The 16749-nt window shown below is 48.4% G+C and carries 15 protein-coding genes and 5 tRNA genes; all 20 read right to left on the bottom strand.

Features of this window, described 5'->3' with window-relative positions; all coding sequences use genetic code 11:
* Nucleotides 1-139 precede the first annotated feature (139 nt).
* A tRNA-Met gene (locus tag M3079_RS05185) sits at nt 140-216 on the bottom strand.
* Between the two features lie 9 nt (nt 217-225).
* Nucleotides 226-301: transfer RNA gene (locus M3079_RS05180), tRNA-Thr, on the bottom strand.
* 14 nt (nt 302-315) lie between these two features.
* A tRNA-Met gene (locus tag M3079_RS05175) sits at nt 316-391 on the bottom strand.
* 8 nt (nt 392-399) lie between these two features.
* Nucleotides 400-484: transfer RNA gene (locus M3079_RS05170), tRNA-Tyr, on the bottom strand.
* Between the two features lie 6 nt (nt 485-490).
* A tRNA-Thr gene (locus tag M3079_RS05165) sits at nt 491-566 on the bottom strand.
* Between the two features lie 89 nt (nt 567-655).
* A complete protein-coding gene (locus tag M3079_RS05160; protein ID WP_349293345.1) occupies nt 656-1459 on the bottom strand; it encodes an undecaprenyl-diphosphate phosphatase in 804 nt (267 codons plus the stop codon).
* A gap of 193 nt (nt 1460-1652) precedes the next feature.
* Complete coding sequence (locus tag M3079_RS05155; protein WP_249077691.1) at nt 1653-2747, bottom strand: ATP-dependent 6-phosphofructokinase; 1095 nt, start codon at nt 2745-2747, stop codon at nt 1653-1655.
* Between the two features lie 32 nt (nt 2748-2779).
* Nucleotides 2780-3241 carry a BREX-3 system P-loop-containing protein BrxF gene (gene brxF / locus M3079_RS05150; protein WP_021715876.1) on the bottom strand — a complete coding sequence of 154 codons (462 nt, stop codon included), beginning with the start codon at nt 3239-3241 and terminating at the stop codon, nt 2780-2782.
* A 141-nt stretch (nt 3242-3382) separates the two neighbouring features.
* A complete protein-coding gene (gene sigH / locus M3079_RS05145) occupies nt 3383-4114 on the bottom strand; it encodes an RNA polymerase sporulation sigma factor SigH (protein ID WP_021715877.1) in 732 nt (243 codons plus the stop codon).
* A gap of 73 nt (nt 4115-4187) precedes the next feature.
* Nucleotides 4188-4700 carry an NYN domain-containing protein gene (locus M3079_RS05140; RefSeq protein WP_249077689.1) on the bottom strand — a complete coding sequence of 171 codons (513 nt, stop codon included), beginning with the start codon at nt 4698-4700 and terminating at the stop codon, nt 4188-4190.
* Nucleotides 4693-5439 carry a 23S rRNA (guanosine(2251)-2'-O)-methyltransferase RlmB gene (gene rlmB / locus M3079_RS05135; RefSeq protein ID WP_249077688.1) on the bottom strand — a complete coding sequence of 249 codons (747 nt, stop codon included), beginning with the start codon at nt 5437-5439 and terminating at the stop codon, nt 4693-4695. The genes M3079_RS05140 and rlmB overlap by 8 nt, the downstream gene beginning before the upstream one ends.
* Before the next feature lie 10 nt (nt 5440-5449).
* Nucleotides 5450-6148, bottom strand: coding sequence for an FAD-dependent thymidylate synthase (thyX, locus tag M3079_RS05130; RefSeq protein WP_249077686.1), 699 nt, complete (start codon nt 6146-6148; stop codon nt 5450-5452).
* 8 nt (nt 6149-6156) lie between these two features.
* Complete coding sequence (locus M3079_RS05125; RefSeq protein WP_249077684.1) at nt 6157-6627, bottom strand: ribonuclease III domain-containing protein; 471 nt, start codon at nt 6625-6627, stop codon at nt 6157-6159.
* On the bottom strand, nt 6612-8054 hold the full coding sequence (gene cysS / locus M3079_RS05120; protein WP_249077682.1) for a cysteine--tRNA ligase: 1443 nt from the start codon (nt 8052-8054) through the stop codon (nt 6612-6614). The genes M3079_RS05125 and cysS overlap by 16 nt, the downstream gene beginning before the upstream one ends.
* A gap of 12 nt (nt 8055-8066) precedes the next feature.
* A complete protein-coding gene (gene gltX / locus M3079_RS05115; protein ID WP_249077680.1) occupies nt 8067-9542 on the bottom strand; it encodes a glutamate--tRNA ligase in 1476 nt (491 codons plus the stop codon).
* Between the two features lie 58 nt (nt 9543-9600).
* Nucleotides 9601-10800 (bottom strand): 2-C-methyl-D-erythritol 2,4-cyclodiphosphate synthase, encoded by a 1200-nt coding sequence (gene ispF, locus M3079_RS09395; protein WP_283162427.1) that lies wholly within the window; start codon nt 10798-10800, stop codon nt 9601-9603.
* Nucleotides 10801-10805: 5 nt separating this feature from the next.
* The gene (locus tag M3079_RS05100; protein WP_249077678.1) at nt 10806-11936 is read right to left on the bottom strand and encodes a PIN domain-containing protein; all 1131 of its coding nucleotides are present in this window, start codon (nt 11934-11936) and stop codon (nt 10806-10808) included.
* A gap of 107 nt (nt 11937-12043) precedes the next feature.
* Complete coding sequence (locus tag M3079_RS05095) at nt 12044-12526, bottom strand: CarD family transcriptional regulator (RefSeq protein WP_249077677.1); 483 nt, start codon at nt 12524-12526, stop codon at nt 12044-12046.
* Nucleotides 12527-12693: 167 nt separating this feature from the next.
* Complete coding sequence (radA, locus tag M3079_RS05090) at nt 12694-14055, bottom strand: DNA repair protein RadA (protein ID WP_249077675.1); 1362 nt, start codon at nt 14053-14055, stop codon at nt 12694-12696.
* Nucleotides 14036-16744, bottom strand: coding sequence for an ATP-dependent Clp protease ATP-binding subunit (locus tag M3079_RS05085; protein WP_249077673.1), 2709 nt, complete (start codon nt 16742-16744; stop codon nt 14036-14038). Before M3079_RS05085 ends, radA begins: the two co-directional genes overlap by 20 nt.
* Between the last annotated feature and the right edge of the window lie 5 nt (nt 16745-16749).

Raw genomic sequence — 16749 nt, 5'->3', positions numbered from 1 at the left:
CATCTTTCCTCCAAATCATAGTGGTTTTTGTTTTAAATTTGGCCTTTACGGCAATTGTACCACATTGTCTGCTTGCTGTAAACTATGTAACAGAGAATATAATAAAAAAACCTCAATATAAAATTGAGGTAAATTTTTTTGGTGGCGGCGCACGGATTTGAACCGCGGACACTGCGGGTATGAACCGCATGCTCTAGCCAACTGAGCTACGCCGCCATATTTATTTGGAGCTGATGACCAGGATTGAACTGGTGACCTTATCCTTACCAAGGATACGCTCTGCCGACTGAGCTACATCAGCGTCCTAACTGAATTTGGTTGCGGGGGCTGGACTTGAACCAACGACCTTCGGGTTATGAGCCCGACGAGCTACCAACTGCTCCACCCCGCGATGAAAGTTGGTGGAGAGGGTTGGATTCGAACCAACGAAGCGAAACGCGGCAGATTTACAGTCTGCTCCCTTTAGCCACTCGGGAACCTCTCCATATTTTGGAGCTGGCAATAGGACTTGAACCCACAACCTGCTGATTACAAGTCAGCTGCTCTACCTGTTGAGCTATGCCAGCACTCGCTAGTGACAAATGATATTCTACATTATGTTTAACCATTTGTCAACAGTATTTTTACTTATTTTTTAGATTTTTTTCAAAATCTTTTAAAAGTAGAAATACCAAAGAGCAGCTACAGCAAGTATAATACGATAATATGCGAAACTTGTCAAGCTATATTTGTTTAAAAATTTCAAAAACCATAAAACGGAAAAGTAAGAAACGATAAAAGCCGTTACAAAACCGATGGCCAGCATCTGAAATTCACTGCCTGTAAGGTGGTGCATATTCTTCATCAGGTCATAAAGGCAGGCCGCAAACATCAGCGGCACAGCAATTAAAAACGCAAAGGAAGCTGCCGCCTCACGGCTTAAACCAACAAGCAGGGCACCGGCAATGGTGCTGCCGCTGCGCGAAAAACCGGGCCACAGCGAAAGCAGCTGAAAAGCTCCGACAACAGCGGCCTGTTTTAATGTAAGTTTATCAATGTCATTTTCAAGCTGGTGCTGCCTGTCTTTGGTTTTGTATTCGGCAAACATCATCCAGAAAGCGCCCAGAACAAGCCCTACAGCTACCGTAAACGGCGAGAAAAGGTAGGTTTTAATATAACTGTACCCCAGATAAGCAACGCCCATTACGGGTACGATTCCGGCTGCCACATGCCATACGCTGAGTCCTTTATCAGGCTGCCAGCCTTCTTTTGTAAAAAAGCGTGCAAAGCGTTCTTTGTAAATAAAAACAACCGAAAGTATTGCGCCAAGCTGAATAAATACATCAAACAAATCGGCAACAGGGCCGTCAAACCCAAGCATATTGCCAACTATTATCATATGTCCGGTTGACGATACCGGCAAAAATTCGGTAACGCCTTCCACAATGCCTATAATTACTGCAATTAAATTGTTGTCCATGTTCATCTGCCTTCCGCCGTAAGGGCTTTAGTATATAATATTTTAATTATACTATTATTCCGGCAATCCGCCAACTAAAAATATAATACTTAAATATTAAAATAACCTTAAACAGGCAAAAGTAAAGGCAGCGGCGTCCATAACCGCTGCCTTCTGTATATTGCTGCTGCTGAAAAATCCGTTTCACGAGGCTTCAGTCACCGAAGCACAAACCCATTTGCCTTCCTGTGCGTATAATTTCACTGTCTAACGGGACTAACCGTGGTTGTGCGGCGACCTTAGCAATAGGTTCCGTTACAATTTTGTCGCCTTGCAGTGACACCATTACGTTGTATTCCTTGCGAATGCAAGCCTCGGCTGCTGCTACACCGTAGCGGGTGGAAAGCACCCTGTCAAACGCTGTAGGCGATCCGCCGCGCTGTAAATAACCTAATACTGTACACCGCGATTCAATTCCTGTCCGATTTTCAATTTCACGTACGAGTTTTTCGCCTGCCCCGCCAAGGCGGAGGGGTTCAAAACTTCCTTCAACTACTCTGGCTACGGACAGCTCACCTCCAATCGGTTTCGCACCTTCAGCCACAACAATAATACTGAACTTTTTACCGCTTTTTCTGCGCTCCTCAATCTTCCTCAGCACAGAATTTATATCGTAAGGGATTTCCGGCAGCAAAATTACATCCGCACCGCCCGCAATTCCTGAATGCAGGGCAATCCACCCGGCATAACGGCCCATAACTTCAAGCGCCATTACGCGGTGATGTGATTCTGCCGTTGTGTGCAGCCTGTCCAATGCTTCTGTCGCCATTGCCATTGCCGTGTCAAAGCCGAATGTGCGCTCCGTACACTGCAAATCATTGTCAATCGTCTTGGGCACTCCCACCACTTTAACATCGCATTCCGCAGCAAGTTTGGCTGCGATATTGAGGCTGCCGTCCCCGCCAATAACCACAAGCGCTTCAATATTCCTGTCACGCAGGTTTTTTATAACTTCTTCGCGCTTATCATAAAAAACATATTTGCCGTTTTCTTCCACGGCAAAGTGGAAGGGGTTATCACGGTTAGTCGTTCCTAAGATCGTTCCTCCACGCGGAAGAATCCCTGATACAGACGCATAATCCATTAGTTTCATCGTTCCGGTAATCAAACCATTGAATCCGTTTTCTATACCATAAATTTCGTAACCGTTCTTAAGCGCAGTCTTAACAACCGCTCTGATAACTGCGTTCAATCCCGGGCAGTCACCGCCGCCCGTAAGCACTGCTAACCTGCCTTTTACCTGTGCCATGATAACCCCCGCACTTATTTATCAAACAACTTTCAGTCTACATTCCAGAGGGTAAAGCCCTCGGCGCTGATACGGATGGACTCGGTACCGTCAAATTTATCATAGCAGAGATTGCCGTCTTCCATGTATCCGGGCCATGCCGTTACAATAACATATTTTTCACTGAGTTTTGCCAAAAGCTCGGCAATATCAATATGGAACACCGGAACAAACAAAGTTTGCAGACGGTCCAGCAAAATAACATCGGAATTATAGGTATCCAGAATTTCGCCCATCATTACAGCTGCTTTGTCCCTGCGTTCTGCGGGAGGAATTTCCAAAAACTGTTCGGTAATCAAAAGGCGGCAATCAATATAATCCCATTTTTTGTCTGCTGCCGCTTCTCTTAAAACTTTACTTTTGCCGCTGCCGGGTTTGCCTGTTACAACAACCACCTTCACCGGCTGGTTTTTAGCTTCTTCAACTACTTTTTCAAATTCCTCTACCTGATTCATTTGTATTACCTCCCTTAAATTTTACGGACTTTTTACTTTGTAAAAAATATATTCGCTGTCAAGGCGCAAAATCCTCTAAAAAAAATAACATCATTCAGAAATTTCTAAACGATGTTATTTTCTGTTTCAATATTAACGCTCTCAGCGCTTGTTTTTCAGGCTGCGGCTGGCAAAACGCTCGCTGGGGTCCATGGCAAGCAGGCCGGAATAAACGCTGCTTAAATCGGTGCCGCTGCCTTCGCTGGTAATATATTTTTCAAGCTTGCGTTTTACTCTCTGCAAAGCGTTGTCAATGGACTTGATATGGCGGTTCAGTTCGGTTGCAATTTCCTGATACGATTTGCCGTCAAGATAGCTTATCAGCACGCGCCATTCAAGATCGCTCAAAATATTGTTCATTTTGTTTTCGATATCGACAAATTCCTCGCGGCTGATAATCATATCTTCGGGGTTGGCAACCTTCACTCCCGAAACCACGTCCATCAGCGTACGGTCGGAATCTTCCTCGTAAATAGGCTTATTGAGCGATACATACGAATTAAGCGGTATATGCTTCTGCCGCGTTGCCGTTTTAATGGCTGTAATAATCTGCCTTGTTACGCAAAGCTCCGCAAAAGCGCGGAAACTTGAAAGTTTGTCCCCTTTAAAATCGCGGATTGCTTTATAAAGGCCTATCATGCCTTCCTGTATGATGTCCTCGCGTTCCGCCCCTATTAAAAAATAACTTCTGGCTTTGGCACGCACAAATTTACGGTATTTGTGCAGCAAATATTCCTGAGCCAGCACATTGTCTTCCTTCGCTTTTAAAACAACTTCCTCATCGGTCATTTTTTCAAAAGCGCTGTATGGATTAGTCGGTGTTTCTGCGCTCATCTGAACGCCCTCCGTTAATTTCTTTATAAGATAAGTGCTTTAATTATACAATATTTCTTTCGGGCGCGTCAATTTACCGGCGGCGCAGTTTTTCAAAATGTGCACGCACATGCTCATGCAGCCTTCCGCCAAGTTCATTGCGCCCCAGGCCGCCTGCCGAAGCATGCACTTTTTCTTCTATCTGTTTTTTGGCGCGTTTGTATTCTTCGCGGAACTCACGCGCCGAAATGCGGTAAGCGCCGCTGCCGAGTATATTAATCTGTTCGGCGTAGTCGCTGGTAACAACAAATACCTTGTCGCCGTTTCTGTTCAGCTCATAGGTTTTGCGTTCAATCCACGAATCTGCCGTTTCGCCTTCATCAGTATAAATAACGGTTACAGCGCCGTAATTTTCTTCTTCGGAATTTCCCTGAACCTCCTGCGCGTCAAACACTACAAGTCCCAGATATCCTTTAAAGGCTACGTATTCGGCAATTTTTTCGCGCAGCAAATCGCGTGCATGCTCCAAATTTTCACTGCGGATTTTCTTAAAATCGTTCCAGTTGTTTATTACGTTATAACCGTCAACAATAAGCCACTCACGCATTTTTTGCCGCCTCTTGCCCGCGCTGGCGCACAACCTCATACATCAAAACGGCTCCCGCCGCCGCTGCATTAAGCGAATTTACGCCGCCCTGCATCGGCAGGCTGACGATAATGTCGCAGTTTTCCTTAACAAGCCGTCCGAGCCCTTTGCCTTCCGCGCCGATAACCAGCACCAGCGGCCCGGTTAAATTGGCTTTGGTGTAGGGTTCGCCGTCCATATCGGCACCGGCAACCCAAAAGCCCTGTTTTTTCAAATCTTTAAGCTGCTGCACAATATTGCCTATTTGTATAACCGGCACATATTCCACCGCACCGGCGGAAATTTTGGCAACAACGGCGTTCAGCGGGCAGCTGCGGCGTTTCGGCAGCAGAATGCCATGCACACCGGCAGCGTCTGCCGTGCGGATAAGCGCGCCAAGGTTCTGCGGGTCCTGCAGTTCGTCAAGCAGCAGCAAAAACGGTGCTTCGCCCTTAGCGGCAGCTTTTTTTAGCGCGTCCTCCAGAGTTTTAAACTCTACCGGAGCAGCATAAGCAACCACGCCCTGATGGCGCACTCCCTGTGCAAGTTTATCCAGTTTGTCGCTTTTAACAAATTCCACCGCCACACCTTTTTCCCTGGCTGCGGCAATAATTTCCGTTACGCCCCTCGCGCCGTCCTGAACCATTACTTTATTCAGCGCGCGGTCGCTGCGCAAAGCCTCAGCAACGGGGTTTCTTCCGGCAATAAATTCTTCTTTCATAACTTCACCTTTAGTTTTTTTCTGCGGCTTTTTTAGCTTTTAAAATAGCTTCAAGGCGTCCGCAGCTCATGGCACCTTCGCGGCAAATGCCTTCGCTTACGCAGGTCGGGCCGGCGTTTTCAAAAATAACCGGCGCAACGCGCTTGCATTCTGCCAGCATCTTTTCCGCCAGCGCGCGGATTTCCCACTGTGCACGCATGCAGCAGCGCAGGCTGAAAAAGTTCAGCAGCGAACGGGCATTAAAAGTGCAGACGATTTTTGTTTCCGCCGCATTCGGCAGCACATAGCGCGCGTCCTCTGCCGGAATGCCCATTTCCGTAAATTTATTGTAGGCATCCTGCAGCTTCTGCATTAAATCTTCAAACTCAGCTTTTGCTTCCGGTTTGGCCGCAATGGAAGGAGGCATAATTACCTCAAAATTATGTTCTTTAACATAACGCTGCGACTGCTGCGAATAAGAAGCAATGCGGTGGCGCACAAGCTGATGCGTTAAAACGCGCGAAACGCCTTCGATGGCAAAGGTAAAGGTAACATGTTCCAGCGTGGAAAAATGCCCCATCGAAACAAGTTTGCGCACCAGGGCAGCTGCCTGTTCATCAGAAATTTTTTCTTCAAGCTGCGCCGCACCGATAGGAGAATAGCAAAGACGCGCGCTCATGGCAACTGTCTTTTCAGGTTCCGGCGTATGCCTTACTAATTTTACCTGCATATTTTACCTCATTTTGTCTTAAAATCATCAATAATGATATTAAAAGCCTGTTCCATAATTTTTTCCAGGCGTTCATCTTCGTTGTTTAAAAACAGCCAGCCAATAAGCGCTTCAAAAGCCGTACTCATACGGTATTCGTGCACGCTGGCACTTTTGGGCACAGAAGATTTTGTATTGCGCCCGCGTTTTACAACGGCCAGCTCCTGTTCGTTAAGCGTATCCATCAAAGCTGTCAGAGCCCTGGCCTGATATACAGCTGATACCGCTTTGGAACTTAAATCGTGTATAACGCGCACATGGCTTGATGCCGCCAGAAAGCGCAGGCGTACATACAGCGAAAAAACCACATCGCCCACATACGCCAAAAGCACGGGGTTCATGCTGCCTGCTTCCGGTAAAGAAACTCCGGCAGCCTGCACGGCTGCCAGAGCATGTTCTTTCACTAATTTATACTGTTCAAACTTCACTGTTTTTTCCACCGTACTCCCTGCGGAGTGTCCTCAAGCACAATGCCGAGGCCAGTTAAAGCATTGCGCAGTGCGTCTGCCTGAGCGTAATTTTTAGCGGCACGCGCTTCCTGGCGCAGGCTTACAACCGTTTCAATCAGCTTGTCTTCAAGCGAAGCATCTTTTTCTGCCGCAGGCTGCGCGGAAGTTTCCAATACGCCGATAATGCCGCAGAACTCCGCAAAAAGTTTTTCCATGTTTTCAACCAGCTTGCCGTCCGGTTTTTCGCTGCCGGTGCTGATATGCTGATGATAAATGTTAATTTCTTTTGCCAGTTCAAACATAAAGCTGATGGCAAGCGCAGTATTGAAATCGTCGCTCATGGCTTCCATAAAGCCGCTGCGCAGTTCTTCCAGTTTTGCGTAAAGCGCTTTGCTGGTTTCCGTCGGGCCGCCGCTGATAAGCTGAGCCAGTTCTTTTAAATTGTCCTGTGCGGTTTTTAAACGTGCCAGGCTGCGCTGTGCTTCCTTAAGGCGCTCGTCGCTGAAATCCAGCGGGCTGCGGTAATGCGTGGAAAGAATGAAAAAGCGCAGTGTTTCCGGCTCGAAGTGTTCCAGAATATCGGCAACGGTAAAGAAGTTGCCAAGCGATTTGGACATTTTTTCTTCGTTGACGGTAATAAAACCGTTATGCAGCCAGTAGCGTACAAACGGATGCACGCCGGTGCAGCCTTCGGACTGAGCAATTTCGTTTTCGTGATGCGGGAAAATAAGGTCGCTGCCGCCGCCGTGGAAATCGAAGCTTTCGCCAAGGTATTTCATGCTCATGGCAGAGCATTCAATATGCCAGCCCGGACGTCCGTTGCCCCACGGGCTTTCCCAGTACGGTTCGCCGGGTTTGGCTGCTTTCCACAGCGCAAAATCAAACGGGTTATGCTTTTTGTCGTTAACGTCAACGCGGGCGCCGGCCATCATATCTTCCAGCTTGCGTCCGGAAAGTTCGCCGTAGCGGTCAAACTTTTCAACGCTGTAATATACGTCGCCGTCAAGCTCATAGGCATAGCCTTTATCAATAAGGGCCTGCACAACATTAATAATTTCCTGCATATGCTCGGAAACGCGCGGGTAAACATGCGCGCGGCGTACGTTCAGCTTATCCATTACTTCAAAATAAGCGTCGATATAACGCCCGCAGATGTCGCTCCACTGCACGCCTTCCTTATTCGCTGTGTTGATGATTTTATCGTCAACATCGGTAAAATTCTGCACATGCAGAACGTCATAGCCCTCATGCTCCAAAAAACGGCGGATAACGTCCCATGTTACAAAGGGGCGCGCATTGCCGATATGGGGATGGTTGTACGGCGTAACGCCGCAAACATACATATAGGCTTTGCCGGGATGCAGAGGCACAAATTCTTCTTTCTTTTTGGTGAGCGTATTATAAACTTTAATAGCCATAGTAATTGCTCCTTAATATAACTTAACCCCAACTTTATCAAGGCTGTTTTTAATGCGGCTTACGGTGCGTGCAAGGCCCAGAAGCGGAACCATTTCCGCAAGTTCCGGCCCGTGCTGGTTGCCGGTAAGCGCTACGCGGATAGGCATGAACACGTTTTTGCCGCCCAGTTTGGTTTCTTTCTGGATAGCCTTAAAAGTTGCCTTTACGGAAGGACCGTCCAAAACTTCCAGCTTCGGCAGTTTGTCAAACAGCAGGCGGATTACTTCCGGTACGGTTTCTGCCAAAAGCACGTTTTTGGCATCGTCATTTTCAAAATCAAAATTATCGGTAAAGTACATGGCAACATCATCCGGTACCTGTGCTGCGTAGGATACATGCTGCTGCGCAGTGGCAACAACGTCTTTCAGCCATTCCAGCTTGTCGCCGTATTCTTCGCCGTTAATAAAGCCTTTTTTAATCATATGCGGTTTGGCTGCTTCGTAAAACTCGTCGCGGCTCAGTTTGCGCATATAATGCTGGTTAATCCAGTTCAGTTTGTCAATGTCAAATACAGCCGGGTTCTTGGCAACATGGTCCATGCTGAACTCTTTAACAAGCTCGTCCATGCTGAAAATTTCCTGTTCACTGTTAGGCGCCCAGCCAAGAAGTGCCAGGAAGTTGTCAATGGCTTCCGGCAGATAGCCGAGCTGGCGGTACTGGTCTACAGAAGTTGCACCATGGCGTTTGGACATTTTGGTGTGGTCCTTGCCGAGAATAAGCGAGATATGCCCGAAGGTAGGCTGTTCAAAGCCAAGTGCGTCATAAATAAGGCACTGGCGCGGAGTGTTGGAAAGATGCTCCTCGGCGCGGATAACATGGGTGATATGCATTAAAGAATCGTCGATAACAACGGCATAGTTATAAGTCGGGATGCCGTCGGATTTAACGATAACAAAGTCGCCGATGCCGTTGGAATCAAACACAACATCGCCGCGTACCATGTCGCGCACTAAAATCTGTTTGTCGGCAGGCACTTTAAAACGTACGGTCGGTTTTCTGCCCTCGGCTTTATATTTTTCAATCTGTTCAGGCGTTAAATGGCGGCATTTGCCCATGTAGCGCGGCATTTTGCCTTCGGCAAGCAAAGACTGGCGTTCTGCTTCCAGTTCTTCGTCGGTGCAGTAGCAGTAATATGCCTTGCCTTCTGCCAGCAGTTTATCGGTATATTTTTTATAAATTTCCAGGCGTTCGGTCTGGCGGTAAGGGCCGTTTTCGCCGCCTACGTCAATACCTTCGTCCCAATCCATGCCAAGCCATTTTAAAGCTGCCTTAATATTTTCTTCGCTTTCACGGCTGGAACGCTCAAGGTCGGTATCTTCAATACGCAAAATCATTTTGCCGCCCATTTTGCGGGCAAACAGCCAGTTAAACAGTGCGCTGCGTGCGCCGCCGATATGGAAAGGCCCGGTAGGACTGGGCGCAAATCTTACTCTAACTTCATTAGCCATCAAACTCATTCCTCCAAAAAATTAATCTTTTATATTATAGCATAATCTGTTAAATGCGTCATATTTTAATCAGGCTTACGCAGGCTTCTGCGGCAATGCCTTCACCGCGCCCGGTAAAGCCCAGCTTTTCGGTTGTTGTAGCTTTTACGTTTACAGCGTCTTCGCCAAGTTCAAGCGCCGCCGCAAGGTTAGCCCGCATCTGCGGAATAAATACGGCAAGTTTAGGCCTTTGCGCAATGATTGTTACATCGGCATTGTTTACGTGCCAACATCGCTCTTTTAAAAGCGCAATAACATGCGCCAGCAGCTTCATGCTGTCTGCGTCTTTAAAACGCTCGTCAGTATCGGGAAAGTGCCTGCCGATATCGCCAAGGGCAGCCGCCCCCAAAAGAGCGTCCATCAAAGCATGCACGGCAACATCAGCATCGCTGTGCCCGTCAAGGCCAAGTTCATAAGGCACTTCAACCCCGCACAAAATAAGTTTGCGGTTTTCCGTAAGGCGGTGCACATCAAAGCCCGTGCCTACCCTAAACTGCGGAACTTTTATTTCCTGCTGCATAGCCATTCCCCTGTCTGCACAAATTTTTTCTGCCAAAAGCAAATCTTCCGGCGTGGTAATTTTAATGTTTTCGTAACTTCCTTCAGCAACGGCAACTTTTACTCCCAAACGCTCCACCAGCGAAGCGTCATCAGTTACTGCCGCACCGCGCAGGTTTTCGCTGCCGTAAGCACGGTGCAAAAGTTCCGCCTTAAAAATCTGCGGCGTCTGCACGGCACGCAGCAGGCTGCGCTGCGGTGTACCGGCCACAAAGCCGTTTTCATCAATAAGCTTAATAGTGTTTTTTACCGGCACCGCCGCTATGGCAGCCCCATATTTTACGGCAGCTTTCAAAGTGCGTTCAAACACCTCTTTGCCGGCAAAAGGGCGTGCGCCGTCATGCACGGCAATAAAACCGCCGCTGCCGGTTAAGGCAAGCGCATTTTTAACGCTGTCGGTGCGTTCTGCGCCTCCTGCCACAACTGCTGTATCAAGCAGCGGAAAAAGCTCCCGGTATTTGGCAAGCATATCATTTATATCGTTAATTTCAGCTGCGCCTGCGGCGATAATGGTTTTATCCGCCATGCCGGTATCATTTATCATGCGCAGGCACTGCACTAAAAGCGGCACCCCACCCAGAATGGCAAACACTTTATTTTTGCCGAGGCCAAGCCTTTTTCCCGCACCGGCGGCAGGCACAATAACCGTAAGTTTATCCATACAAATCACCTGTTAGCAACTTTGGCAAAAACCATGCGCCCGGCAGAAGTCTGCAATACGGAAGTAACCTCCGCCATTACGGAAGAACCGATAAAGCGTCTGCCGTTATCGACGACTATCATTGTGCCGTCTTCAAAATAGGCAATAGCCTGCCCTGCTTCCTTGCCTTCACGCAGCAAAAACACGTTAATATTTTCGCCGGGCACAACCATCTGCTTAACGGCGTTGGCCAGGTCGTTAATGTTTAAAACATCAATGCCCTGAATTTCTGCCACTTTGTTCAAGTTAAAATCGTTGGTTACAATAATCCACTGTTTTTGCTGAGCCAGCTTCACCAGCTTGGCATCAACGCCTTCCAGTTCCGGATAATCGGTATCGTCAACAAAAACACGCTCCGGGTTCTCTATTTGTATTTCATGGAGCAAATCAAGCCCGCGCCTACCCTTGCCGCGTTTTAAGCCGTCAGAAGAATCGGCCAGTGTCTGCAATTCGCGGATAACGAATTTAGGCACTATCATAAAGCCTTCCAAAAAGCCTGTTTTTAAAATATCGCCAATACGGCCGTCAATAATTACGCTTGTATCAAGCAGCTTATTGTCGCAGTAAACGCGGTCGCTGTCATAAGCGTCTTTAACGGCGGCAGGTTTAACCGCGCCTTTCAGCGACGGCAGGCTCCTGTCAAAAAAGCCCACAATATCCTGATGCTTGCGCAAAGCTACCTTGGCGCCGACCATGGAAAGCACTACGCTGAAAATAAGCGGAATATAAGGCCCGATAATAGGCAGATGCGAAAAAGGCCCGCCCAAAAGGTTGGCCAGCACAAGGCCGATGGCAATGCCGAAGGTTATTACCATGATGTCACTGGTAGGAACGCGTGCCAGCAAAATGGCAATTTTCTCCGTCCAGCTCGTCATTTTACGGATAATAACAGGAGCCAGTGCCATGCCCATACTGCCAAAAACAAAAATTCCGACACTGCCTGATACGATTGTTGTAAAAGCAATGCCGAAAAAGCCGTTGCCATAAAATTTGTAATCAAAGTAATCCGAAATATAAGGCAGTAAATATTCTGTAAGTATAAGTCCGGTAACAGCAAAAACAACGACTATTGTAATCCGCAGCACTCTGTTTAACATTTTCTCACCTCCTTCAGGGTATAATTAGGGATTATGTTTATTGTACTACAAATCAGCTGGCAAAAACAGTATAAAAAAATAAAAAACACCGTTTTTACCGGTGTTTTTTATTCAAAAAATTTATCAAGCCACTTTTCGGCGTCTTTCTGGCTTTCATCGCAAACCAGCATCATCTCGCTCACCAGTATCTGGCGCGCGTTTCCCAAAAGCCTTCGTTCTCCGGTGGACAGCTTTTTCTCGTTTTCCTGCGTCTGCAGGATATGTATAACTTCGGCAACATCAAGCACATTGCCGCTTTTCATTTTGTCAAGATACATATTAAAGCGCCGGTTCCAGGTAATGCCTTTTGCGTTAAACTCAACCGGTGTGCCGAGCACTTTTTCAATGCCCGGAATTTCATCTTTAGTGATAATATGGCGCAAACCGACACGTTCCACATTTTTAAGCGGCACCATAACACGCATATCAGTAAGAAGCATTACCATAACCAGATAATCCACAGCTTCACCGGCAAGCTCATGCTGCTCTATGGCCTGCACAATACCTGCACCATGCATCGGATATACAACTTTATCTCCTACGGAAAACATCGGCGCCCCTCCTTGTACAAAATGCCAGCTTTCGCCCTAATACTCTTTTATTGTAACACTAAGGAGTAAAAATGTCAAAATTTATTTATTTTATCATAGTAGTTAATTTGTGTCAACGCTTTTGCCGCATAAAACATACAAAAAACGGGCCGTTAAGCCCGCTTTTTTTAATTAAAAATTGCGTTCAGCGCTTCTTCAAGCGTAGCCGCCTGAACAATGCCAGCAGTTTTCTGTTCCATATTAAGTTTTCCCTTTGGCACTACAAATTTTGTAAAGCCAAGGTTTGCGGCATCGCGTATGCGCCGCTCCGTACCGGCAACGCGGCGTATTTCGCCAGTAAGCCCCACTTCGCCCACCGCCAGCACACCGTGCGGCACGGGCTTGTTGCGGTAGCTAGATACCAGCGCTGCCGCAGCAGCAAGGTCTGCCGAAGGCTCGGTAATTTTCATGCCGCCAACAACGTTTAAATAAGCATCAAAATTGCCAAAATCCATGCCCAGCCGCCGCTCCAAAATAGCCAGCAGCATATTTACGCGGTTGTAATCAAATCCAACTGCCGTGCGCCGCGGCATACCGTAAGGCGTTTTGGCAACCAAAGCCTGCACTTCAACCATAATCGGGCGGTTGCCTTCCATACAGGCGCAAACAACGCTGCCCGGCGCGTTTTCGGCACGGTTTTCCAAAAACAGCCCGGCAGGGTTGGCAACTTCTTTTAAGCCGCCGGTTTCCATCGAAAATATCCCGCTTTCGCTGGTAGAACCAAAACGGTTTTTCAGCGCGCGCAAAACGCGGAAGGAATATGACCTGTCGCCTTCAAACTGCAGCACCACGTCAACCATATGCTCCAAAAGGCGCGGCCCGGCAATATTGCCGTCCTTGGTAACGTGCCCGATGATAATAACGGCAATGCTGGTAGCTTTGGCAAAGCGCAGCAGCTTGGCAGTACATTCGCGTACCTGCCCCACGCTGCCCGCCGCCGTTTGCAGCTCTGGATTATACATGGTTTGGATGGAATCTATAACAAGTATCTGCGGCTGCACTTCTTTGGCCTGCAAAAGTACGGCGTCAAGGTCGGTTGCAGTCATTACCAAAAGCGCCGCGCCCGGTTTGCCCAGCCTGCGCGCACGCATAGCGGTCTGCGCTTCCGATTCTTCACCCGACACATATAAAACTTTAATGCCCCCGGCGCTGAAGCGGATACCGGCATCCAAAAGCATGGTTGATTTACCAATGCCCGGGTCGCCGCCCAGAAGCACCAGGCTGCCGGGCACAAGCCCGCCGCCGAGCACCCTGTCAAATTCGTTAATGCCCGTTTTAAGGCGCTCAACTTCCGTAAGCATTACTTTGTCAAGCGTTTTGGGTTTGGGTGCTTCTTTCGGCATTAAAAAGCTTTGCTGCGGGCCGCAAGCCGGCGTTTCCAGTTCTTCTGCCAGGCTGTCCCATGTGCCGCATTCGGGGCAGCGCCCCATCCATTTGGCCGTGGTATAACCGCAGTTCTGGCACACAAATTTAGTTTTGGTTTTGACCATTATTTACCTCCGCCGGATGTATTTCTTCGTGCGTTAACACTACTTCCACTTTTTTAGGCGTAAAAACAATGTTTCCACTTTCGCCGACGCTTGCGCAAATGGTATCGCCCGCTTTAAACATACCCGCCAGATACAAATCGCTTACGGGGTCTTCCAGCATCTTGCGTACGGCACGGCGCAAAGGCCTTGCGCCATAACGAGTATCGCTGCCTTCTTTTACCAAAAGCTCCCTTGCTTCCTGCGAAACCTCCAGTGTAAGCCCGTTTTCGGCAAGTTTGGCGCGCAAATCGCGCAGCATATTTTTAATTATTTCAACAAGCTCGTCATAATGCAGGGAATCGAAAACCGTAATCTCGTCAATTCTGTTTAAAAATTCCGGGCGGAACACATTTTTAATTTCCGCCAGCACTTTATTTTTGCGGTCTTTATCCTCCTGTGCTTCGCCAAGCGTGAAGCCCAGCGGTTTGGTATCAGCAAGCATCCGCGCACCGGCGTTGCTTGTCATAATAATCACGCAGTTGCGGAAATCGGTTGTACGCCCCTGCCCGTCGGTAAGGCGCCCGTCCTCCATAATCTGCAAAAGCAGGTTGAATACGTCCGGGTGCGCCTTTTCAATTTCGTCAAGCAAAATAATGGAATATGGCCTTCTGCGCACGGCGTCCGTAAGCTGGCCGCCTTCTTCATAGCCAACATAACCCGGAGGCGCGCCTACAAGACGGGATGCCGTATGTTTTTCCATGTATTCGGACATATCAAAACGGATAAGCGCACGCTCGTCACCGAACATATTTTCTGCCAGCGCTTTGGCAAGTTCCGTTTTGCCTACGCCGGTCGGGCCAAGAAAGAGGAACGAACCCACCGGCCTGTTTTTATCCTTAAACCCGGCACGCGCGCGGCGGATGGCTTTGGACACCGCTTCTACAGCCTCGCTCTGCCCGATAACACGCTTGTGCAAATCGTCCTCCATATGCAGCAGGCGTTCCGATTCCGTCTGTGTAAGTTTTTGCAGAGGAATGTTAAGCCACTGCGAAATAACCGCAGCAATGTCTTCATCGGTTACTTCCGGCTGTTTGCCAATTGCGCGGTCATAATTGCTTTTTTCGTATGTAAGCCCCATTTCAAGTATGGCTTCCTTATCACGCAGCTGCGCTGCCAGTTCATACTGCTGGCGCGAAATTGCCGAAGCCTTTTCCTTGCGTACCTGTGCAAGCTCGCGTTCTTTTTCCTGCACGGGTATGGAAAGTTTATAGTTTTGCAGTTTTACTTTTGCGCAGGCCTCGTCCATCAGGTCAATGGCTTTGTCCGGCAGGTTGCGGTCGGTAATATAGCGGTTGGAAAGCTTTACCGCCGCTTCCAGTGCCGCATCGGTAACATGCAGTTTATGGAATTCTTCATATTTTTCGCGCAGGCCTTTTAAAATCGACAGTGCCGCATCGGCATCCGGCGCAGCAACCACAACAGGCTGGAACCTGCGTTCCAGAGCCGCATCTTTTTCAATATGCTTGCGGTACTCGCTGAGCGTCGTAGCACCTACAACCTGCAATTCGCCCCTTGCAAGGGCAGGCTTTATAATATTGGCCGCATCGGTGCCGCCTTCCCCTGCGCCCGCGCCGATAATGGTATGCAGTTCGTCTATAAAAAGAATTATATCCTTGTTTTCTTTAATGGTTTCCAGAATATCTTTCAGGCGTTCTTCAAAATCACCCCGGTATTTGGCACCGGCCACAAGATACCCGATTTCCAGCGAAAAAACGGTTTTGCTGCGCAAAAGTTCCGGCACCTTGCCGTCAACAATGCGCTGTGCCAGGCCTTCTGCCACGCTAGTTTTACCCACACCGGCCTCACCGATTAAAACGGGGTTATTCTTCGTACGGCGGCACAAAATCTGTATAACTCTTTCAATTTCGTTTTCCATGCCGATTACAGGGTCAATTTTCCCTGCTGCCGCCAGTTCGTTCAAATTACGCCCAAATTCGTTTAAAACTTCAAGCGATGCTTCTTCCGGCATTTCATCATAATACGAAGGCATTTCCGGTTCTTCAAAGCCAGGAACGGACGGCTGATGTTCACGGATGGAACGGATAATCTGCCATACCTGTTCCGCAGTAATGTTAAACTTGCGCAGCACGGTGCCGCCCATGCCTTTGTCCTCGCGCAAAATGCCCATCAGCAAATGCTCGGAGCCTACCTGCGGCGATTTTAAGGCCAGTGCGGTTTCGGCGGCAATTTCAAGCGCGCGTTTGGCACGCGGCGTATAGCCGATAATAATCTGTAAATTGCCCGCCGGGTCCATGGCTTTTTCCACTTCTTCCGCCACGGCAACAGGGTTAATACCCAGTTTTTCAAGCACCCTTACACCGTAACAGTCTTTTTCGTTTAAAAGCGCCAGCAGCAAATGCTCCGTACCGAGGTGGTCATGCCCGCGGTCCAGCGCACTGCGCATGGCATTTTCCAAAATGGAAGCCATCCGTTTGGTAAAACGGCGTTCCGGCGGTTTTGCCTGCTCACCGCCAAAAAATAATGTTTCAAGCAAATTACGCGGGTCAACAGCGCGCCCACCGCCGCTGACGGCGTACGGCATCAGCTTTTCGGCGCAGTCCGCGCACAGCCACTTGTCAATCTGTTTATTATTTACCATGCACACTACGTGCACAACGGCTTCTTTTTTGCCGCATTTCTGGCATAACATATCTG

It is taken from the genome of Phascolarctobacterium sp. ET69, assembly GCF_023336935.1.
GTDB classification, from domain to species: domain Bacteria; phylum Bacillota; class Negativicutes; order Acidaminococcales; family Acidaminococcaceae; genus Fusicatenibacter_A; species Fusicatenibacter_A intestinipullorum.
Note: the sequence above shows the minus strand (reverse complement) of the source record. Positions and strands in the feature narration are given on the sequence as shown.